This is a genomic window from Streptomyces sp. AF1A, assembly GCF_047340315.1.
GTDB lineage: Bacteria > Actinomycetota > Actinomycetes > Streptomycetales > Streptomycetaceae > Streptomyces.
Map to the genome: position 1 here is coordinate 63,888 of NZ_JBLEBI010000005.1, position 19,877 is coordinate 83,764.

The following is a 19,877-nucleotide window of genomic DNA, read 5'->3' on the forward strand; positions in this document are numbered from 1 at the left end:
ACTAGCGTTGCCTCATCGGCTAGCAACGCTAGATCCACGGAGGGATCGTCATGCTCAACGCGCTCGAGGTCGTCACCACCGTCGTCGTCGGCCTGATGGTGGGGGTGGAGTTCTCCGTCGCCTTCATCATGAACCGGATCCTGGACGCGCTTCCCGAGGACAGCGGTCAGCTCGGCCACGCCCACGGCGGCCGGATGCTCGGCGCCCTGATGCCGTTCTGGTACATCGGCTCACTCGTCCTCAGCGCGATCTGGGCCGTCGCCGCATGGCCCCACCACGGCGCCGGACTCGTCGCCACCGCCGCCGGACTGCTGATCATCAGCGTGGTCATGTCGATCCTGCTCCTCGTCCCGATCAACAACCGGAACAAGACCTGGACCCCCGAGAACCGGCCCGCCGACTGGAAGGAGCAGCTGCACCGCTGGGGCCGCTACCACTACGTCCGCGTCGCCGTCGTCATCGCCGCCTTCACCCTGCTCGCCTGCGCCATCGTCTGATACCACCGCCGGCCCGTCGTGCGCCGGCTCGCTCCCGTACGGCGCCGGCTCGTGCCCGGTCGGGGTGAGCGCGAGAGAGCCAGGGCCATCCTCCGCAATCCGTGTCCCTTCACCCGAATGACGGGCCTCTTCCGCACGCTGATTTCCCTTCGCCCCAGCTCACGGGATTTTCGAATGAAAAGGCGGAATTGATGGGACGTCAGCCGAGTAAGTGCCCGGACTCAACGGCACGAAGGAAGGGGTAGGCCATGGCGTTGGATCCCGAACCTGCCGAAGCAGCGCATGCGGCGGAACACCTCGCCGCGTCGATGATCGAGTTGTGTCGGCGAGCGCACGAGGACGTCGCCCCCACGGTCCCGGTCGATCAGATCCGCGGCCTGCTCGCCCTGGGCGCCAGGCCGACCGATCCGGGACGCTTCGCCGGCGAACTCGGTCTCGGCCCCGCGTCTGCGGCCCGGCTGCTCGGCCAACTGGAGCGCCGCACGCTGGTGCGCCGCCTCCCCTCCGGGGAGATCTGCCTCACCGGCGCCGGAAAGTGCGTGCTCGAAGCCATGCGGCAACGCCGTCGGCAACTTCTCGACCAGGCGCTGGTGGCTGCCGCGCCGCACGACCGCCCGATGCTGCGTGACGCCTTGGACCAACTGCACGGCGCGGTGAGCCTCCTGACCCGGGTCCCCGGGCCCCGCCCACCGCAGTGATCGACGCGTCACCCTCCACCCCCGCCGCACCGACCGTCCTGCCGCCAACAGGCGGGCGTCCGAGGGGAGATGAGCCACGGCGTCGCCCTGTTAGGGTGCGCCTGTGTCAACGATCAGGCAATTCCAGGTCACCTTCGACTGCGCGGAACCCGAGCGCGTCGCCCGCTTCTGGTGCGAGGTGTTGGGGTACGTCGCGTCGCCGCCGAAGGGGTTCGCCACGTGGGAGGAGTTCGATCGCTCCCGGCCCCCTGAGGACAGGGGTTCGTGGTTCGCCTGCAGCGATCCCTCGGGTGTGGGCCCGCGCCTGTTCTTCCAGCGCGTTCCCGAAGGCAAGGTCGTCAAGAACCGGGTGCATCTCGACGTGAGGGTCGGCACCGGGCTCGTGGGTGAGGAGCGCCTCGCCGCGCTCGAAGCCGAATGCGCACGACTGCTCCCGCTCGGCGCCGTACGCGTGGAACTCCTCTATGACGGAAACGATGCGTGCATCGTCATGCAGGACACCGAGGGCAACGAGTTCTGCCTCGACTGAGAGGCGGATGCCGTGGCTGTCCGACGGCCTTCAAAGCCCCCGCGGACAGCCGGGCCGCCTTCACTACGGGACGGCGCGGCCTCACGGCGCGGTGCGCGGTGCGGTGCGCGGTGCGGTGCTCGCCCGAGGTGTCAGGCGCGGGACGAGCAGGGTGGACTCCGGCACCTCCGCACCGGCCAGCTTCTTCATCAGCAGTTCCACCGCCTGCTCCCCCACGTCCGCGGACGGGATGGCGACGGAGGTGACCGGCACCCGGGCACCGGCCGCCTGCTCGTCCGGGCAGATCGCGGCGACGGACAGATCGCCGGGTACGCTCAGACCCAGCGATGCGAAGGCGTCGATCAGCGGCTCCAGGACCGCCTCGTTGTGCACGACCACCCCGGTCAGCCCCGGCTGTTCGCGCAGCAGCCGTTCGGCGACCCCGCGGGCGGCGGCCGGAGTGGCCTCGCAGGGGTGCACCGACGACACCAGCCCGTGCCGGTCGGCCGCCGTCGTGAAACCCTGCGCCACCCGCTGCGCGAACCCGGTGCCCCGCAGGTACACCTCCGGCGGCGACCCGACCAGCGCCACCACCCGGTGCCCGAGTTCCGCCAGATGCTCCACGCACAGTCCGCCAGCCGCCGTGAAGTCGAGGTCGATGCAGGTGAGGCCGTGCGCTGAGGCCGGGAATCCGATCAGCACGGACGGCCGGTCCAGGACCCGCAACAGCGGCAGCCGCGGATCGTGCATCTGGACGTCCATCACGATCAGCGCATCCACCAGCGCCGTGTCCGCCACGCGCCGCAGCCCCTCCTCGCCCTCCTCCTGGGTGAGCAGCAGCACGTCGTGGTCGTGCCGGCGCGCGGCCGTCACCACCGACACGGCGAACTGCATCACCACGGGGACGTTGATCCCGGAACGCAGCGGCATCACCAGCGCCAGCACGTTGGACCGGCTGCTGGCCAGTGCGCGGGCGCCCGCGTGCGGGCGATAGCCCAGCTCGCGGATGGCCGCCTCGATGCGCCGCCGGGTCTCCTCGGAGATGGGGCGCTTGCCGCTGAGGGCGTAGGAAACCGTGCTGGGCGAGACGCCCGCGTGCCGGGCCACGTCCGTGATCTTCACCATGTCAGTCCAGTTCCTGTCAGGGGTGGAACCCTCACTCCGACTCCAGCTCCAACGACAGAAATCCGGTGCCCGCCGCCGCACGGGCGGTACGCTCTGCGCTCGCCAGCGCCCAGGGCGCCCGAGGATCACTGCACGAAGCCCGCAGCATCATGCCCTCTCGTACGACGGTGAAGGTCACGTCCCCGACCGGCACCGTCACCTCGGCGCCCCGCTCCAGCCGGAACGCTCGCAGGGTCACCCCGTCGGCGTGCGGATAGTCGGGCCGGTCGTCCACCGCGCCCACCGGGATGACCGCGCCCGGCCTGACCAGCAGCGGCACGCTGGAGAATCCGTGCCGCTCACGCACCCAGCGCGGCCCGGTCACCGAGCGCCCGGTGACGAAGTGCGTCCACTCCCCCTCGGGCACGTAGTAGGACACCTCGCCCTCGTCGCTGAACACGGGCGCGACCAGCAGGTCCGGGCCGAGCATGTACTGCCGTTCCAGGTGCGCGCACGCGGGGTCGTCCGGGAACTCCAGCACCATCGCCCGCATGACGGGCAGACCCTCGGCATGGGCGGTGCGCGCGGCCTCGTACAGATAGGGCATCAGGCGCAGCTTCAGCCGGGTGAAGTGCCGCAGCACGTCCACGGACTCCTCGTCGAACAGCCAGGGCACCCGGTAGGAGGAACTGCCGTGCAGCCGGCTGTGCGAGGAGAGCAGGCCGAAGGCGACCCATCGCTTGAACAGCCCCGGGGTCGGCGTCCCTTCGAAGCCGCCGATGTCATGGCTCCAGTACCCGAAGCCCGACAGACCGAGGCTGAGGCCGCCGCGCAGCGACTCGGCCATCGACGCGTAGGTCGCCTCGCAGTCGCCGCCCCAGTGCACGGGGAACTTCTGGCTGCCGACGGTCGCCGAGCGGGCGAAGACGACGGCCTCCTGCTCGCCGCGGTGTTTGCGCAGCACGTCGAAGACGGTGCGGTTGTACAGGTACGTGTAGTGGTTGTGCATCCGCTCGGGGTCCGAGCCGTCCGCGTACGCCACGTCGAGCGGTATGCGCTCCCCGAAGTCCGTCTTGAAGCAGTCGACGCCCTGCGCGAGCAGCGCCTCCAGCTTGGCGGCGTACCAGTCACGGGCGCCCGGGCTGGTGAAGTCGACCAGCGCCATCCCCGGTTGCCACAGGTCCCACTGCCACACGCTGCCGTCCGGCCTCTTCAGCAGGTGGCCCAGGGCCTTGCCCTCGGCGAACAGCGGTGAGCGCTGGGCGATGTAGGGGTTGATCCAGACGCAGATGCGCAGGCCCTTGTCCTTCAGCCGGGCCAGCATCCCCTCCGGGTCGGGGAAGACCCGCGGGTCCCACTGGAAGTCGCACCAGTTGAACTCGCGCATCCAGAAGCAGTCGAAGTGGAAGACGGACAGCGGCAGTTCGCGTTCCCTCATGCCGTCGATGAAGGAGGTGACGGTGGCCTCGTCGTAGGAGGTGGTGAAGGAGGTCGACAGCCACAGCCCGAACGACCAGGCGGGTGGCAGCGCCGGGCGGCCGGTGAGGGCGGTGTACCGGCGCAGGATGTCCTTTGGTGTGGGACCGTAGATGACGTAGTACGTCAACTGCTGGCTCTCCACGCTGAACTGGACCCGCGACACGGCCTCGGAGCCGACCTCGAAGGAGACCTTGCCCGGGTGGTCGACGAAGACGCCGTAGCCGGCGTTGGTCAGATAGAACGGGACGTTCTTGTACGCCTGTTCGCTGGAGGTGCCGCCGTCGGCGTTCCAGATGTCGACGACCTGCCCGTTCTTCACCAGCGGTCCGAAGCGTTCGCCGAGGCCGTACACCGAGGTGCCCACCCCGAGGCTGAGCTGCTCGCGCAGGTAGTGTGCGCCGCCGGCGTCGTGCATGATGCCCATGCTCCTGGGGCCGCTGGTGGTCAGGGTGCGGCCGTGGGCGAGGAAGTCGATGTGCCAGGGTCCGGTGCGGGCGACCCGTACGGACAGGGCGCCCGAGGTGAGGGTGGCGTGCTCCTCGTCGTCCTCCACGTGCGGTGAGAAGCCGTCGTTGCGCTGGATCTCGAACCGGGGCCCCCGGGGCTGCTCGCCCTCGAAGTGCGTGAGGGTGAGGCCGATGACGTCCGGCATCGGCGCGTGCGCGCTGATCGTCACGACCGGTCCCTTCAGCAGGTCGCCGCGGTGGCGGATGGGCTGGGTGGGCGCGTGGATCTCCAGGCCTCCCGGGGGCGTGGTCACGTCCAGGACCTGCACCGGGTGGGCCGCTGTGACGCCTTCGCGCAGCAGCCAGTAGCCGTCGGTGAATTTCAAGCCGTACCCCCTACTTGACGGCACCCACGGCGATGCCGCGGGTAAGAGTGCGCTGGAAGACGAGGAAGAAGACGAGGGCCGGCAGCACGCCCAGCAGGGCTGCCGCGTTGGTCATCGTGGCGTCCATCAGACGCTGCCCCTGCAGGACGCCGAGCGCGACGGACACCGTCTGGTTGTCGTTGGAGATCAGCATGACCAGCGGAAGCAGGAACTCGTTCCACGTCCAGATGAAGAAGAGGACGAGCAGCACCCCGATGGTGGGGCGGCTGACCGGCACCACGATCCGCCACAGCACCTGCCACGCGTTCGCCCCGTCGATCCGGGCGGCCTCGATGATCTCGCGCGGAAACTGCCCGAGGACCGAGGAGAGCAGGTACGTGCCGAAGGCGGCCTGGATCACCGTGAAGACGATGATCACGCTCAACCGGGTGTCGTAGAGACCGGCCTGCTTGCTCAGGTAGTACAGCGGGTAGACCAGCGCCTCCTGCGGCAGCACGTTGGCGAGCACGAAGAAGGCGAGCACCCAGGTGCGGCCCCTGATGCGGCCGATGCCGATCGCGTACGCGTTCAGCACGGACAGCACCACGGCCAGGACGGACACCGAGCCGCTGATCAGCACGGAGTTGAGCAGCTTGTGCCCGTAGTCGACGCGCTGCCAGAAGTCCTTCAGCCCGTCGAGGTACAGCCCCTTGGGCAGGCTCAACGGCCCGTGCTGGGAGTACTCGGCCGGTGACTTGACCGCGTTGACGGCGACGATCAGGAACGGCAGCACCATGAACAGGGCGCCGATGCACAGGGCGATCAGCACCGGGTAGCGACGTATCGCGGCGGTCATGCGCGATTCCCCTCCTCGGCGTCATCGGCGCGGGTCTGGAGCTTGAGGCCCACCATGGCCAGGATCAGGATGATCACGGTGAGGACGGTGGAGATCGCGGCGCCGTACCCCACCTGGGTCTTCTCGAAGAAGGTGGTGAAGGAGAAGTAGGAAGGGACGTCCGTGGCACCGCCCGGACCGCCCTTCGTCAGCACGTAGACCGCCCCGAACACCTTCAGCGCCGCGACCGTGCACCAGGTCAGCACCACGTAGATCTCCGGCCTGATCTGCTGCAACGTGATGTGCCAGAAGCGGCGCCACCAGCCGGCGCCGTCCAGTTCGGCCGCCTCGTACAACTGCGGGTCGACGCGCTGGAGTCCGGCCATGAAGATGACGAGCGGGAAGCCGATCTGCACCCACACCATCACCCCCATGACGCTGTACAGGGCGACGTCCGGATCGCCGAGCCAGTCCTGCTGCCAGGAGCCGAGACCGACCGCCTTCAGCAGTGCGTTCAGGGCGCCGTTGTCGGGGGCCAGGATCCAGCTCCACACGATGCCCGCGACGGCGATCGGCAGGACCTGCGGCAGGTAGAAGCAGGCGCGCAGCACGGCGGCGGTCCTGCTGCCGAAGTGCTTGCCGACGTAGTCGAACAGGGCGGCGGCGAGGACGAGTCCGATCGCCGTCGGTACGACCGCCATGGCGACGACCATGAACAGGCTGTGCCTGAACGACGCCCAGAACTCGCTGTCGTCCAGCAGCTGGTGGTAGTTGGCCAGGCCGGTCCACTTCGGCGAGCCGATGCCGCTCCACTGGGTGAAGCTCACGCCGATGTTCATGAGGAACGGGACGACGATCACGGCGAGGAAGGCGAGGACGCCGGGGAGCAGGAAGAGCCCGTACGACGTCCGGGTGCGGCGGCTGCGCGGGCCGGCGTGCGGGCGTTTGCCGACGGTCCGCACGCCTGGTTCGACGGTGACGGTCACTTCTTCGGCACGCCCTGGTCGTAGGCCTTCTGCAGTGCGCTGAGATAGGCGTCCGGCTTCTCACTGCCCGTGATCAGCTTCTGCGTCTCGGAGACGAGCGTGTCGTAGAAGCCGGGGACGGGCCAGTCCGGGTAGAAGGCCAGGCCGTCGCGCCGGGAGAGCGTGTTGAAGTCGGAGATCAGGGTCTTGGCCTGCGGATCGGTGATGGCGTTCGGGTCGGCCGCGACCGGGACACCGCCCTTGTTGCCCAGCATGTTCTGGATCTTCGGCGACATGGTGATGTCGATGAAGTCGTAGGCGAGGTCCTTGTTCTTGGCGCCCTTGGGCACCACCCAGAGGTTGCCGCCGGAGCCGAGGGTGAGGTGGGAGCCGGGCCAGAGCATGGTGCCCCAGTCGAACTTGTTCTCCGCCTTGAAGCGGCCGTACCACCAGCTTCCGCTGAACAGGATCGGGTTCTTGCCCTGGATGAAGGCGACGCCCGCGTCCTCGGCCTTGGTGCCGCTGGACGTCTTGCTGATGTAGCCCTTCTTCACCCAGTCGGCGAACGTGGTCGCGCCGTACGTCCAGGCCGCGTCGTGGAAGTCGGTCTTGCCCTGGTACAGCTCGTACTTGTCGACCCAGGAGCGGTCGGCCTTCGACAGGGCCAGCTGGTACAGGTACTGCTGGGCCATGTACTCGGCGCCGGCGTCGGCGAGCGGGGTGACGCCCTTGGCGACGAACGTGTCCATCGCGGCGGTCAGGTCGTCGAGCGTCTTCGGCTCGGCGATCCCGTACTTCCTGAACAGGTCCTTGTTGTAGAAGACCATCGTGTATTCGGCGTAATTGGGGATTCCGTACCACTTCCCGGACCCCATGACGCCGTTCGCGTCGTACTGGCTGGTGGTCTTCACGCCCGCGCTGAGCTTCTTGTCCCAGCCGCGCTTGGCGACCTCGGCGGTCAGATCGGTGAGAAGCCCTTGCTTCGACAGGAGGCCCGCCGTCGCGTTGCCCTTGTTGTACTCCATGATGTCGGGCGCGTCGGAGGAGTTGAGCACCATGGGCGCGGTCTTCTGGATCTGTTCAAAGCCCTTCTCCTCGAACTTCACCTTCACGCCGGGGTGCTTGGCCTCGAACTCCTTGATGGCCTCGTTCCACGCGGCTCCCATCGCGCTGTCCGGACCCTCGTAGTGCCACAGCTTGAGCGTCTTGCCGCCGGAAGAACCGCTGTCCGAGCCACCGCAGGAGGCGAGCAGCAGGGACCCGGACAGGATCACCGCGGCCGTTGCCACCACACGTCGTCGTGCCGTCAACATCCAGTGCCTCCATGGGAGTCGGATGGGTATCCGAGGTATCACGCAGCGTTCATCGAATCGTTTCGATGCAGGGTGTCGAAGCGCTTCGACGCGGGAAGGTATGTGGGGGCTGCGGGCACGTCAATGGGCAGCGCAGGATTCCGTGCGGATTCTTTCGGCCGCGTCCGCGCGGATCACTCCCGCCGCCGCGCCGGCAGGAGCGCGGTTCCCGGGGCCATCCCGGGCCGGGCCGTGCCGTCCGCGTGGATCGCGAAACCGGCGGCCGGCGGCACCGTGGCTACGAGGGCTCGCAGAGGGCGAGATGGCCGGCGTGGCCGTGCCGGCCGAGATACCCCTCGCCGACCGTGCTCACCGCACCGGGAGCGAGCGTGTAGCACAGGCTGACCGCGCCGTCCTGGTACACGGTCATCACGCTCACGGTGTCAGAGCAGCCATTGGAGGCATTGACGTACCGCCAACTCTCGTACATGGCAACGCATGGAGGCGCCGGCACCGAAGCCTGGGGCGCAGCAGCGGCCGGCCCCGTCAAGGACAGCGAGAGACTCGAGACCGCGAGGGCACCTGCACTCATGATGACGCGCTTCATCCGCTTGGCCATGGATCGACTCCGTCTCGTACGCCTGGCAGACTTTGAGCAATGTGAGCAGTCACCGCGAAAGTCCGCAGGACGTGTTCAAGAGCCGAAAGTGTCAGAGGCAGAGAGTCGACCGCAACAGCCGGCGCCTGTTCGCGCCAGGCCGGACCTTGCAGCGCGGGCGGGCAACTCTGCCTGGCAGAGGCGCCATCGGCCCACCGACCGCCGAGGTGAGGCTTGAACCATTGCGGTGGCAGGCGGCGAGATTGCTGATGTCGAGCCAGCGCAACCGCCGCACGGCGCCGGTGAGGCTCGGCGGCCGCTGCAACCGGATGCGGGCGCGTGGTGACGCGATGACGGCGGGCACCATGGCCTCGGGACGGCACGACCCGACGTCACGCCATGGCCTCGCCGCCCGGCAGCCGGCCTGCCGGCGGCACCCGCCCGGCGCGACGCCCGGCGGGGGACGGGCACTGGTCACATCCCCTCAGGGGTGCCCGCCGTCCCGCCGGGCGCACTGGCGCTGCCCCGGGCGAGGCCCTGTTCCGTACGACGGTCAGAACTGCTCGACGAAGTAGGGCTCGACGGTCATCCAGCCGTTGCCCGACGCACCGTTGAGCCGGCCCGAGGAGTTCTGCGACAGCGTGTACCAGGACTCCACATAGTCGGGGTCGTCGGTGAACCAGGAGTCCGGCATCGCGCTCAGGACCGCATTCACCAGCGGAATGTAGGTCCCCTGGTCGGTGACCGTGAGCAGGGCCGTGGTGAGCGCCTGGGCCAGTGCCTTGTAGTTGGTGCCGTCGTCGTCCTCCATCATGACGACATCGGCGAGGTTGTACTTGTAGTTGGACCAGTTGACCAGGATCTGGTTCGGGTAGTAGACGGTGTTGTCGTACTGCAGGTACGGCATGTCGACGGAGTCGACGCGGGCCTTGCCGTCCAGCCCGAAGCCGGTCACCAGGGAGAACATCTCGGCCGCGCCCTTGAACCAGGGCTCCTGGTCGTCGCTCACCTCGACCGACGTGACCTTGGTGGCCCACCAGCCCTGCGCCGCAGCGGCGTTCGGGGACTTGGCCGCGGAGGAGTCGAGGCCCTTGTCGGTGAGCGCCTTGTGCAGAAGCGCGAGGCCGGCCCGGTGGGCCTTGGACACATCGATGTCCAGGATGTAGAGGGGACGATCGGGCACCCGAGAGGTGTCCACGGCGTGGGCGCGCCCCCGGCTGTCGTATGCCGTGAGGGACTCGGCATGGTCGTCGGAGGCCGCGACCGCGACCCACGGAGTGGCGTCGGCGGTCAGCCGCGCGCGCATGGCAGGTGCCCCCAGGCGCACGCGCAGCAGCGACCCGGTGGCCGTGGGCAGCCCCTTCAGGTTCACTATGCGCCGGTTCACGGCGGCGACCGAGGCGTGCAGGTCTCGCCCGGCCGGGTCGTCGGCCCTGGCGGCCAGCTCCTGCAGGTCCACTTCTCCCGTGCCGAGCGCGGCCGCGCGCACCTGCGCCTTCCACTGCGGATCGCGAAGCGAGGAGGCCAGTGTCCGCGCCATGCTCTGCTCGGCCTGGTGAATCGGGGACGGCCGAGTCGCCGTGGCCCGGCCGTTCGCGTCCGGTGCCGTCGCGGCCAGCGCCGGCTGGGCGGTGCCGGCGACGACGCACAGCATCATGCCGATCAGCGCCCCGCGTCTCTTCAGTGCTCTGCTCACCATGCTCCTTCTGTGTCGGTCTCGGACGCACCCTCGTGGAGCACGGCCCGCGCCGCAGGGCTGGTCGACCTGACGGTCTTGCGCGACGTGGTCGTGCACCTGGCCTCCCGCCGGTCGATCGGCAGGGACACCCTTGAGTGATGCGCTCATGACAACTGGACTGGACGTTCGGATGTATCGCTCGCCACGCGACGGGACCTCTCCTGCTCCCCTCCGCCGTGGCCCTCGGCCGCCACCGTCGAGCACGCGCACGCGCAGGCGGCCGCCCCGCATCGATCGAGCAACCCTTCGGCAAGCACGGACCGCCTCCACAACCTCCGCCGATCAAGCAGCGCATTGGCTCAGTGGATCAGCCACTGGTGAGTGAAGCAGGTCATTCAACGCGCGTCAACTCCCGCTGCACCGCCGGACGTTGGCCGACCCGGGACCGCAGAGCCGCCGGTCGTGATCACCCCTCCACCGCGCCGGCCGGGAGCGACCACGAGCCCGGCTCCGCTGCACGACCCGCACCAAGCGGTGTACCTGACGGCCTCGCTCGGCGGTTCAGCAGGACAGGGACGGGCCACGGGTTCTCCCCCGTGGCCCGACCGGCCCTCCAGCGGCGGGAATCGGCGGTCGCGGGTGATGACCGTCCGTCAGCGTTCCTGCAGGGCTTCACGCCAAACAGAGCTGTCGACGTAGTGGTTGTCGTAGCGCTCGGAGGATTCACGGATGTCCTGCACGGTGGCCTCGCCCCTGGCGACGCGCTCCAGCAGCCGGTAGTAGTCGAACCGGGCCAGCCCCGGGGAGAAGACCACCAGGACGTCGGCATCCCGGCCCGGGGCGGGCGCGAAGGCATGCGGCAACCGCGGCGGGAGCAGGAGGAAGTCCCCTGGCTCAAGGGCGTGCACCTGTTCCCCGGCCAGGGCCCGCAGCTCGCCGCCGAGAACGAACAGCAGTTCGCTGGCGCGGGTGTGGAGGTGTGCGGGCGTCCCGGGCGAGCCGGCCTGGAGCGTGGCGCGGTTCGCGGTCAGTGCGCCTCCGGTGGCGTCGGCGTCGGCCAGCAGGGTGATCAGGCTCGTGGGGCCGTCGGCGAGGGTCTGGGCGTCGGCGGCGCGTACCAGCACGGCGGAGGGGGTGGTCACAGACACGGTCGTTCTCCTTGGATGAAGGGTTGCTCGGGTTGATCGGGAAGGGTGGATCGGGAAATCGGCGGCACCGGGGCGTCCCGCCTGTCGGCGGTGGGCGACCCTTCAGAGCCGTCGCCGGGACGGTCCGGCGCGGTCAGCTGGTCCAGGTGCGCGAGCACAGAACCAGGCGGTAGCCGTCGGGGTCCTCGACGGTCACGCCGTGCTCGTCCCAATAGGGGTTGTGCGCGGCGACCCGGGCGCCGCCGACGGCGACCAGGCGGTCCACGAGGTCCTCGCCGACGGGGGCGCCCAGGTAGAGGACGAACAGGTCGTCCACGGTGGGGGTGGGTTCCAGTGGCCTGTGGGGGTCGCGGGTGAACTCGAAGTGCCAGGCGGCGCCGGGCGGGCCGACCATGAGCAGGTCGTGTTCGCCCGGAGCGCCGGCGGTGGCGCGCCAGAGCACTCGCAGTCCCAGCCCTTCGACGTAGAACCGCTCGGCGGCGGCGAGGTCGCGGGAGGGGCGGGCGATGCGCACCGGTACGGCCGCGCCGATCAGTTGCCGGGGATGCGGTCGGTCTTGTGACGCGGTCTGCGCAGTGGGGGTCACTTGTTGTTCTTCCTTTCGAGGACGCCGGCGGGGTGGCCGGAGCGCCAGGCGTTGTCACACGGCCGCGAAACTGCCGCAGGTGCTGTGTCGCTTCTGTTCGGCCCCGGACCGGGAGCGGACTCCGCCGTACCCGTCCGGGCGGGCGTCATGAGGTCGTCCGACGTTGCGTCGCGCGGCGGGCGCCGGCCTCCTGGCCTGTTCGGCCACGGTCCGGTGATCACGGCGGTGACGATCTGCAGGATGCCGGCCCCGATGAGGGTCGGACCGGCCCCGACGAGACCGATGAGAGCGCCGCCCAGGAGCAGGCCGATCGAGACTGCTCCGTCGTGCACGAGGCTTTCCGCGGCGAAGGCGGCCCGCCGTTGCGCCCCGCTGGTGTGTGCGGTGATGAGCCGGTTGAGGGCGCCGAGGCCCAGGGGCATGGAGAAGCCGCCCACCGACGCCACACACGCGACGGACACCGTCGACGACGTCACCGTCGGCAAGGCGGTGAACATCAGGCCCAGCACGACCCAGCCGGTCGCGATCGTCGCGAGTTCCGGCAGCCGCGGCACGAGGAGGGGCGCGAGGAGCGCTCCGGCGAGCGAACCCAGACCGTAGCCCGTCATGCCGGCCGCGATCAGGACTCCGGGTTGTCCGGTCCGGACGCCCAGGATCGCGAGGCCGAGGGTGAAGGCGAACCATGACAGTCCGCCGACTCCCGACATGGTCACCGCGCGCCTGATGTCCCGGTGCCGGGCCAGCACGTGGCGCAGGGCGGGGGCGCTGACCGGCCGGGCGGCGACCGCGGCGGTCGCGGTGCCGCGAACGCTCAACAGCAGGGCCGCGGCGACGGCGACGCCGACCGCCTCGGCCCACAGCAGCGGCAGCGGACCCCCGACGCCGACGGCCCAGCCCGCCGCGGGCGGCGCGAGGACCATCGTGACCCGGTGCGCGAAGTCCTGCCAGGCCAGCATCTTCGTCGCCGTTGCGGGACCGAGGCCGTCGCAGACGTCCGACAGCAGCGCGCGTTGTCCCGGTCCGCTCAGCGCGGTCGAGCACCCCGTGACGAGGCCGGCGGCGATGAGGTGGAGCGCGCTGACGCTGCCGAGGACCGCACCGATGGGCACCACGAGCAGCCCGGCGATCTGGACCACGAGCACGCAGGCCAGGGACCGGCCCGTGGTCAGGTGCTGCCGTAAGCGTCGCCCCCACCACGCCGACGTGAGCATCGGCAGTCCGACCGCTCCCCCGACCAGCCCCGTCGACCAGGCCGATCCCGTGCCGGCCAGCGCAACCAGCGGCAGAGCAACCGCTGTTGTGCGCTGACCCATCCAGGTCACGAAGGTCGATCCCAGTATGGCGGCGATGTCACGTCCGGTGTTCACCGGACGATCATCAGCTGAACCGGCGCCCCCCGGTAGCCGGAGAATCGGCGTGGCCCTTCATAACCTAGGCTTATGACCTCATTCCCCTCCGTCCAGGACCTCCGGTTGGTCGAAGCCGTCGCACGCCACGGCTCGCTCGGTGCGGCCGGACGCGAACTGCTCATCAGCCAGCCGGCCGTGAGCAATCGCCTGGCCGCACTCGAACGCCGCGTCGGCGAGCGGCTCTTCGACCGCGACACCACGGGGGCGCGGCCCACGCCGGCCGGTCGCGCGCTGTGCGCCGAAGCGGCGCACGTGCTCAACCACCTCGGCGAGATCTTCGACCGGGCCCGGGCCGCGGCGCACGCACGCACGTTCACCGTCGGCACGTTCAGCAGCCTCGCGCCATGGCTGTTTCCGGCCTTGGACGAGTTGGTGGACGGCGCCACCGTCCATCAGGTCGTGGACCACGGCGACCGGCTCACGGCATCGGTCGGCGAAGGATCGCTCGACGCGGCCTTTGTCGCCGTCGCGAACCAGATGCGCCTTCCCGCCACCGTGAGTGCGGTCCCCGTCGGCAGCGACCGACTGGCCGCCCTGACACCCGCCGGGGTATCGGTCAGCAAGGGCCGGCATCCCTTCGCCGGCCTCGACGTCGTCGCCTACACCTACGACATGTCCACCGAAGCCCTGCACGAGCGGCTGTGCGAACTCGGCGCCCGGCCCCGCACGGCGGCCACCGCCGAGACCGCCGTACGCATGGCCCGCCGCATGAAGTGCCCGGCCGTGTTGCCCCGCGGGCTCGGGCGCGCCTACGCGCAGGAGGACGACCGGCTGTCCCCCGCGCCCATGCCCGGCCGCCTCACCCTCTTCATGGTGTCCCGCCGTCCCCCCGCCCAGGAACTCGCCGCGGTGGTCCGCCTCCTCCCGGCCCGCCTCGGGTTGCGACGCGTTTCCGCAGCGGGTGTGGGCGATCAGTTCGGCGGCTCGTGAGCGGCGTCGGACAGGCAGGTGAACGGTGCCGTCATGGACAGCGATGAGGCAGGTGCAGAGCGGGGCCACAGGATCAACGGGCCGTACATTCCCGGACGTTGACAAGGCGGACCAGCCAGGCCCGCCGCACCTCGCGCACGGCATCGTCAGCCCGGGTCCGCCCCGAAGATCCTCTCGACTTGATCGGTCAGTGCCGCGCGCAGCCAGTCGTCCGCGGAGCCCGGGGTCGGCTCCGGCCGGCCGTCCGGCGGCGTGCGCACCACGGACGTCAGTTCCCAGTACCGGTCCAGACGCGCTTCGGCCGCGAGCCGCGCGGCCAGCAGCCGGCGGAACTCCGGAGTGTCCGGGCTGCCGTAGGCGCTCGCGTAGGCCGCCACATAGGCGTCCAGCGCCTCCCCGGAGTGCGGCTCGTGCGCCCGGCGCAGTCGCGGGCCCGCGAGCTCGTACGCCTCGGCGAGGCCCTCGTACAGCACGGCCGCCCCGCGGACCCCGGCCACCCGGTGCACCTCCGGCTGGGGCTGCCGGCCGGCCGGGCAGGGAGCCGTCGTCATCGCGTGCAGCCGGGCGAAGGCCAGTACCTGCGCCGGGGCGGGCTCGTCGGGCGGCTGGGGAACGGCCGCCTCCAGGAACGCCGACATCACACGGGCAGGCATCCGCGGCGGCAGCCAGGCACGCCAGAACCGGGCCAGGGGCGCGGTGCTCGGCGGGACGCTCACCGCGCCGATCAGTCGCAGTCGGTCCGCCCGCTCCGCGGGCGGGCACTCCCGCACCAGCCCCAACGCCGCCTCCCGCCAGCGCAACGCCCTCAGCTCACTGCCCAGCTCGCGCAACCGGCCCGCGACGGCGTCCTCCAGCACACGGCCCGCTCCTGCCTCGTCCTCAAGGATCCGGCGCACCTCGGGCAGCGGCAGCTCCAGGGCGCGCAGCGAGCGGATCAGCCGCAGCCGCTCCAGCGCCTCGGGGCCGTACCGGCGGTGCCCGCCGCCGCTGCGGGAGGCCTCGGGCAACAGGCCCCGGTCGGAATAGAAGCGAACGGTTTTCACGGTGGCACCCGCACGCTCGGCGAGCTCGCCGATGCTCCACAGAACCTCGTGGGACGACAGTTGAACCTCCCTTGGGGGGAGTTCCTACGGTACCGGCGCGCGCGGGTCCGGCGTACGCCACGGCCCGCGCATCAGGGCGTACGCGACCGGCGCGACGTCGTACGACGGACCCGAGGAGGGGCCATGACCGTATTCATCCTGGTGGCGGGCGTGTTCACCGGCGCCCAGGTGTGGCAGGAGACGGCCGCCCGACTGGCCGCGACGGGCAGCGAGGTGCACGCGGTCCCGCTCACCGGCGTCGACCCGGACCGCCCTGCCGCATCAGCCGACGTCGATCTGGAGACGCACATCGCGGACGTGATCGCGGTGATCGACACGGTGGGCGCGGCGGCCGGCCGGGAGATCGTGCTCGTCGGTCACGACTACGGCATCCATCCGGTGCTCGCCGCCGCCGACCGGCGCCCCCAGCGCATCTCCCGCATCGTGTGTCTCGACTGCGGCCTGCCGCACCCCGGTGTCCCGGCCCTGGCCGCCGTACCGGACCAGGGCCTGCGCGCGCAGCTGGCCGATCAGGTCCAACGGGGTGAGGACAAGGGTGCGTTGGCGCCGCCCGCCCGTGACGGGTGGGAGCGCTGGGGCAGTACGGACGGCGTCTGCGGGGCGGCGCTGGACCGGCTCGCCGCTCTTGCCGTGCCGCAGCCGCTGGGCACCCTGCTCCAGCCGCTGCGGCTGACGGGAGCGGTTTCCTCGGTGCCCACCACCGGGGTGCTGTGCACCCGCAACGGCGCAAGCATCGACCTGGTGCAGCGGCTCGTCGACTTCGGCGACCCCGCGATGGCCGCCCTGACCGACCCCCAGGTCACCTTCTTCGAACTGCCCACCGGCCACTGGCCGATGCTGTCCTGCCCCGGCGCGCTGGCAGACGTCCTGCTGCGGGCCGCGGCCGGCGAGGGGCGCCGCCTGCGACCGGCCGGCGCCGACGGGCCGCCCGCCCATCTGCGCCCGTTCCCGCTGGACGTGCCCGAACCGCCCCGGGACCGCAAGGGACATGTGGACCTGTACATCCCCGACGCCGAGGGCCCGCGACCGGCCGTGGTCTTCGTGCACGGCGGTCCGGTGCCCGCCGGGGCCCGACCGACCCCACGCGACTGGCCGACCCTGGTGGGGCACGCCCGGCTGGCGGCCGCCGAGGGCATGGTCGGCGCGACCCTCGACCATCGGCTGCACGACGTCGCCGACTACACGCGCGCCGCCGCGGACGTCGCCGCCGCGGTGGACCTGGTGCGGGCCGATCCCCGGGTGGACGCCGATCGCGTCGCCCTGTGGTTCTTCTCCGGTGGCGGCCTGCTCACTGCGGACTGGCTGACCGAGCCCCCGGCCTGGCTGCGCTGCCTGGCCGCGTCCTACCCGGTCCTGGCACCGCTGCCCGGCTGGGGACTCACCGGCAGCCGGTTCCACCCGGTCCGGGCCGTCGCGCACGCGGGCCGCCTGCCGATCGTCCTGCTCCGTGCGGGGCGGGAGACTCCCGAGATCGCCGCCACCGTGGAGGCGTTCGTTGTCGCGGCCCGGAGCAGCGGGGCGCACCTGGAGCTGGTCGACGTCCCCCATGGCCATCACGGCTTCGAGACCCTCGACGCGCCTGAGGAGGTGCGCCCGGCCCTGCGCCACGCGATGCGGTCGGTGGTGACCCACCTGAGCGACTGACGCGTGAACGCCGGGCAGCCCAGGCAGCCTTGGACGTGCACGAGGTGTTCGTGCGGGCGGCCCTCGGGTGGGCCTCGCCGTGCACAGCGTGGCCGCCGGCTCCCGGGGCTCAGGCGTCTCGTTGCCGGATCGCTTCCGCAGCGCGCTGCAACTCGGCGAGGACCGTGCGGACGGCCTTTCGGGCCGTCCGCTCGGGTCGGTGGAGAACGTCGATGTGGCGTCGGGCGTGCACTCCGCTCAGGGGCCTGAGGACCACGCCGGGATGGGCTCGGGAAGTCCAGCGGGGCATCAGCGCGACGCCGCCGCCCGCGGCCACGGCCTCGGCGACCACCGCGAATTCGTTGATGCGGTGGACGATGTCGAGCCGGCGGTTGGCCACACTGGCTATGGCCTCGATGGTGGCCATCAACGGGAAGCCGTCGTGCACCGTGATCCAAGGCTGATCCGCCACGTCCCGGGGGGTAAGGAGCGGTTTGGCGGCGAGTGGGTGGCGGGCCGGCACGGCGACGTCGAGAGGCTCGTGCAGCAACGTGGTGCAGATGACCGTGCGCGGCCAGGGCGGACTGTGGTCGAGGCGGTGAGCGAGCACGAGATCGTAGTCCCGGGTGAGGGCGGGGAAGCGGCGCCGGACGCGCCGCTGGACGCGCGAAGAGGTCCGTGCCGGGTCGCTGCTGGGCGTGACCCAGGCGTCCGTGCTCGTGCTGGAGACCTACGGCGTGGCGCATACCAGCGCCGCCAACGCCGGGTTGATCATCAGCCTGACCATCGTGCTGACGCCGCTGCTGGACCGCACCGGCGGCCGCAGGCTGCCGTGGACGTTCTTCCTCGCCGCCGGCATCTGCGTGCTGGCCGTCGGGCTGCTCACCTCCAGCACCGGGCTGCACGCGCCACGGCTCGGAGACATGCTGGTGCTCGCCGCCGCAGTCGTGCGCGCCGGGCACGTCGCCCTCGTCGGACGGCTCACCGCACACCGCTCCCTGGACCCGCTGCGCCTGACCACCGCGCAAACCGCCGTCGGCTCGGCGCTGTTCCTGGTCCCCGCCACCACCCACCTGACCGACCTGGCCCACAGCAGCGGCACCACTTGGACCCAGCTGATCTATCTCGGCCTGTTCTGCAGCGTATTCGCCTTCGTGGCCCAGACCTGGGCCGTGCAGGGCACCTCCGCCAGCCGGGCCAGCCTGCTCCTGGGCACCGAACCGATCTGGGCCGTCGCCGTCGGGATCGGTCTCGGCGGCGAGCGGCTCACCCCGTGGGCCGTCCTCGGCGCCCTGCTCATGATCGCCGGGACCTACTGGGGTCAGGCCATCGAGCGCACTTCCCGGACCGGCCCCGCAAGAGCCACGGAAGACGACGCAGCGCGCCCGGCGATGACGCCCACCAACGCCTGATCACCCCGCTCGGCGCCACCCGGCGCGCTCCCGGTGCACCACCTTCCGCCACGCCGGGGCATCCCGCGGCCGCCGCCGGTCGGTCTCAACCCGACGGGGCGCTCGACGTCGCGCCTGCTGCGCCGGGGCACCGACGCGGTCCGCGACACACCGGCTCCCACCGAACAGCCGGAAAACGGCCCTCTCGGCGGTCGCGCGCCGACGGCCGCCGACCGCGAACCAATACCGCCCGCGGTGACCCGAGAGCGGCCTTTTTCACTTCTTGTGTTCTATGCCACACGATCCGTGGTGATCACGCCAAGATCGCCGTCGGTGGTCCGGCTCCCCTCCCGACCCGATCCCCAATCTGAGCTGCTGGCAAGGGACTTGTGCGAGCGAGGGCGGCGTCGCCGGTACCGATTGGATCACGCCACCGCTCGGCTGGGCGATCCCAGTGACAGGCTTGCGACTCACTGTCAACGTACGACAGGATCACGGGCGTCCGCTTCCGGCCGACCGGCATCACGGCCCTGCCGCCGTGTGCGCACTCGCCCGGCACACCGAGGGGCAACACACGTGATGTGCAGGCCGGGTGAGGTCCTGGGCGACATCGCCGGCGGTGGCGGACGCGGCGGTGCGTGAGGCCGGCGGCCGGCGATCCCGGCCGGGCCAGGAACCGCCGAACGGGGAACGGGGGCGCGCAAGACCCGATACATGAGGCACCTCTGCGTGCCGCCATCTGAGACCACAGATGAGAAAGGCGCAAGTGACAGACATGACGCTCGATGACGCTGCCGAGACGCACGCGAAGGAGATGCCCGGCGACGATCCGGAGACCCCGGCGTTCTACCAGCAGATCGGCGGTGCCCAGGCTGTCAAGAAGGTCGTCGACGACCTCTACCTCCACGCGTTGCGGGACGAGCAGCTGTCCCCGTACTTCGACGGCACCGATCTGCCCGCGCTCAAGCGTCACATGGTGCTGATGCTGACCAAGGTCCTCGGCGGGCCGGACAACTACGCCGGGCGAGAGCTGGCCGAAGCGCACCAGAGACTGGACATCACCGGGGACCACTACGAGCGGGTGCGCCATGTCCTGCTCGGCGTGCTGTGGGAGAACCGCGTCGGAGTGGACGTGCTGATGCATGTGGCCGGGGTGCTCACAGCGGTCAAGGAGCAGATCGTCCGGCAGCCCTCCGGCGAACTGGTGCGGAAAGCCTGACAT

19 protein-coding genes and 1 pseudogene are annotated in these 19,877 nt (G+C 70.7%); 8 read left to right on the forward strand and 12 right to left on the reverse strand.

Annotated elements, in window-relative coordinates:
* The first annotated feature begins 50 nt into the window (after positions 1-50).
* From ACLU3S_RS03075 to ACLU3S_RS03085, 3 genes are all read left to right on the forward strand, one after another.
* The gene (locus ACLU3S_RS03075; RefSeq protein WP_413950127.1) at positions 51-497 is read left to right on the forward strand and encodes an anthrone oxygenase family protein; all 447 of its coding nucleotides are present in this window, start codon (positions 51-53) and stop codon (positions 495-497) included.
* 248 nt (positions 498-745) lie between these two features.
* Positions 746-1,195 (forward strand): hypothetical protein, encoded by a 450-nt coding sequence (locus ACLU3S_RS03080; RefSeq protein ID WP_413950128.1) that lies wholly within the window; start codon positions 746-748, stop codon positions 1,193-1,195.
* Positions 1,196-1,298: 103 nt separating this feature from the next.
* Positions 1,299-1,724: a VOC family protein gene (locus ACLU3S_RS03085; RefSeq protein WP_413950129.1), complete on the forward strand. Its 426-nt coding sequence runs from the start codon at positions 1,299-1,301 to the stop codon at positions 1,722-1,724.
* Between the two features lie 81 nt (positions 1,725-1,805).
* On the opposite strand, the gene ACLU3S_RS03090 is transcribed toward ACLU3S_RS03085, so the two are convergent.
* From ACLU3S_RS03090 to ACLU3S_RS03120, 7 genes are all read right to left on the reverse strand, one after another.
* A complete protein-coding gene (locus ACLU3S_RS03090; protein ID WP_413950130.1) occupies positions 1,806-2,828 on the reverse strand; it encodes a LacI family DNA-binding transcriptional regulator in 1,023 nt (340 codons plus the stop codon).
* A 31-nt stretch (positions 2,829-2,859) separates the two neighbouring features.
* Positions 2,860-5,118: an alpha-xylosidase gene (gene yicI, locus ACLU3S_RS03095; protein WP_413950131.1), complete on the reverse strand. Its 2,259-nt coding sequence runs from the start codon at positions 5,116-5,118 to the stop codon at positions 2,860-2,862.
* A 10-nt stretch (positions 5,119-5,128) separates the two neighbouring features.
* The gene (locus ACLU3S_RS03100; RefSeq protein WP_413950132.1) at positions 5,129-5,953 is read right to left on the reverse strand and encodes a carbohydrate ABC transporter permease; all 825 of its coding nucleotides are present in this window, start codon (positions 5,951-5,953) and stop codon (positions 5,129-5,131) included.
* A complete protein-coding gene (locus ACLU3S_RS03105) occupies positions 5,950-6,918 on the reverse strand; it encodes a carbohydrate ABC transporter permease (protein WP_413950133.1) in 969 nt (322 codons plus the stop codon). The genes ACLU3S_RS03100 and ACLU3S_RS03105 overlap by 4 nt, the downstream gene beginning before the upstream one ends.
* A complete protein-coding gene (locus tag ACLU3S_RS03110) occupies positions 6,915-8,210 on the reverse strand; it encodes an ABC transporter substrate-binding protein (protein WP_413950134.1) in 1,296 nt (431 codons plus the stop codon). The genes ACLU3S_RS03105 and ACLU3S_RS03110 overlap by 4 nt, the downstream gene beginning before the upstream one ends.
* A gap of 277 nt (positions 8,211-8,487) precedes the next feature.
* Complete coding sequence (locus tag ACLU3S_RS03115; protein ID WP_413950135.1) at positions 8,488-8,808, reverse strand: alpha-amylase; 321 nt, start codon at positions 8,806-8,808, stop codon at positions 8,488-8,490.
* 532 nt (positions 8,809-9,340) lie between these two features.
* Positions 9,341-10,486 carry a DUF3103 family protein gene (locus ACLU3S_RS03120; RefSeq protein ID WP_413950136.1) on the reverse strand — a complete coding sequence of 382 codons (1,146 nt, stop codon included), beginning with the start codon at positions 10,484-10,486 and terminating at the stop codon, positions 9,341-9,343.
* A 9-nt stretch (positions 10,487-10,495) separates the two neighbouring features.
* On the opposite strand from ACLU3S_RS03120, the gene ACLU3S_RS03125 reads away from it, so the two are divergent.
* On the forward strand, positions 10,496-10,624 hold the full coding sequence (locus ACLU3S_RS03125) for a hypothetical protein (protein WP_413950137.1): 129 nt from the start codon (positions 10,496-10,498) through the stop codon (positions 10,622-10,624).
* A gap of 494 nt (positions 10,625-11,118) precedes the next feature.
* Here the strand turns inward: ACLU3S_RS03125 and ACLU3S_RS03130 are convergent, their stop codons facing one another.
* The 3 genes from ACLU3S_RS03130 to ACLU3S_RS03140 all read right to left on the reverse strand — a co-directional run bounded on the left by ACLU3S_RS03130 (position 11,119) and on the right by ACLU3S_RS03140 (position 13,566).
* A complete protein-coding gene (locus tag ACLU3S_RS03130) occupies positions 11,119-11,607 on the reverse strand; it encodes a cupin domain-containing protein (RefSeq protein ID WP_413950173.1) in 489 nt (162 codons plus the stop codon).
* A gap of 139 nt (positions 11,608-11,746) precedes the next feature.
* The gene (locus tag ACLU3S_RS03135; RefSeq protein WP_413950174.1) at positions 11,747-12,148 is read right to left on the reverse strand and encodes a VOC family protein; all 402 of its coding nucleotides are present in this window, start codon (positions 12,146-12,148) and stop codon (positions 11,747-11,749) included.
* A 47-nt stretch (positions 12,149-12,195) separates the two neighbouring features.
* Complete coding sequence (locus tag ACLU3S_RS03140; RefSeq protein ID WP_413950138.1) at positions 12,196-13,566, reverse strand: hypothetical protein; 1,371 nt, start codon at positions 13,564-13,566, stop codon at positions 12,196-12,198.
* 72 nt (positions 13,567-13,638) lie between these two features.
* Here ACLU3S_RS03140 and ACLU3S_RS03145 point away from each other — a divergent pair, with 72 nt between their 5' ends.
* Positions 13,639-14,538, forward strand: coding sequence for a LysR family transcriptional regulator (locus ACLU3S_RS03145; RefSeq protein WP_413950139.1), 900 nt, complete (start codon positions 13,639-13,641; stop codon positions 14,536-14,538).
* 146 nt (positions 14,539-14,684) lie between these two features.
* On the opposite strand, the gene ACLU3S_RS03150 is transcribed toward ACLU3S_RS03145, so the two are convergent.
* Complete coding sequence (locus ACLU3S_RS03150; RefSeq protein WP_413950175.1) at positions 14,685-15,641, reverse strand: MerR family transcriptional regulator; 957 nt, start codon at positions 15,639-15,641, stop codon at positions 14,685-14,687.
* A 123-nt stretch (positions 15,642-15,764) separates the two neighbouring features.
* Here ACLU3S_RS03150 and ACLU3S_RS03155 point away from each other — a divergent pair, with 123 nt between their 5' ends.
* Entirely contained in the window at positions 15,765-17,285 is a 1,521-nt protein-coding gene (locus ACLU3S_RS03155) for an alpha/beta fold hydrolase (RefSeq protein ID WP_413950140.1), read from the forward strand.
* Positions 17,286-17,394: 109 nt separating this feature from the next.
* Here the strand turns inward: ACLU3S_RS03155 and ACLU3S_RS03160 are convergent.
* Positions 17,395-17,904: pseudogene (locus tag ACLU3S_RS03160) on the reverse strand (LysR family transcriptional regulator substrate-binding protein); the annotation flags it as partial.
* Here ACLU3S_RS03160 and ACLU3S_RS03165 point away from each other — a divergent pair.
* A complete protein-coding gene (locus tag ACLU3S_RS03165) occupies positions 17,891-18,676 on the forward strand; it encodes a DMT family transporter (protein WP_413950141.1) in 786 nt (261 codons plus the stop codon). The pseudogene ACLU3S_RS03160 and the gene ACLU3S_RS03165 overlap by 14 nt on opposite strands.
* Before the next feature lie 754 nt (positions 18,677-19,430).
* Positions 19,431-19,874: a group I truncated hemoglobin gene (locus tag ACLU3S_RS03170; RefSeq protein WP_413950142.1), complete on the forward strand. Its 444-nt coding sequence runs from the start codon at positions 19,431-19,433 to the stop codon at positions 19,872-19,874.
* Positions 19,875-19,877: the final 3 nt, after the last annotated feature.

Coding starts and splice junctions, on each gene's coding strand:
- ACLU3S_RS03090 (WP_413950130.1), bottom strand. CDS start 2,828: ATGGTGAAGATCACGGACGTGGCCCGGCACGCGGGCGTCTCGCCCAGC.
- ACLU3S_RS03100 (WP_413950132.1), bottom strand. CDS start 5,953: ATGACCGCCGCGATACGTCGCTACCCGGTGCTGATCGCCCTGTGCATC.
- ACLU3S_RS03080 (WP_413950128.1), top strand. CDS start 746: ATGGCGTTGGATCCCGAACCTGCCGAAGCAGCGCATGCGGCGGAACAC.
- ACLU3S_RS03110 (WP_413950134.1), bottom strand. CDS start 8,210: ATGTTGACGGCACGACGACGTGTGGTGGCAACGGCCGCGGTGATCCTG.
- ACLU3S_RS03155 (WP_413950140.1), top strand. CDS start 15,765: ATGACCGTATTCATCCTGGTGGCGGGCGTGTTCACCGGCGCCCAGGTG.
- ACLU3S_RS03115 (WP_413950135.1), bottom strand. CDS start 8,808: ATGGCCAAGCGGATGAAGCGCGTCATCATGAGTGCAGGTGCCCTCGCG.
- ACLU3S_RS03120 (WP_413950136.1), bottom strand. CDS start 10,486: ATGGTGAGCAGAGCACTGAAGAGACGCGGGGCGCTGATCGGCATGATG.
- ACLU3S_RS03145 (WP_413950139.1), top strand. CDS start 13,639: ATGACCTCATTCCCCTCCGTCCAGGACCTCCGGTTGGTCGAAGCCGTC.
- ACLU3S_RS03075 (WP_413950127.1), top strand. CDS start 51: ATGCTCAACGCGCTCGAGGTCGTCACCACCGTCGTCGTCGGCCTGATG.
- ACLU3S_RS03170 (WP_413950142.1), top strand. CDS start 19,431: ATGACGCTCGATGACGCTGCCGAGACGCACGCGAAGGAGATGCCCGGC.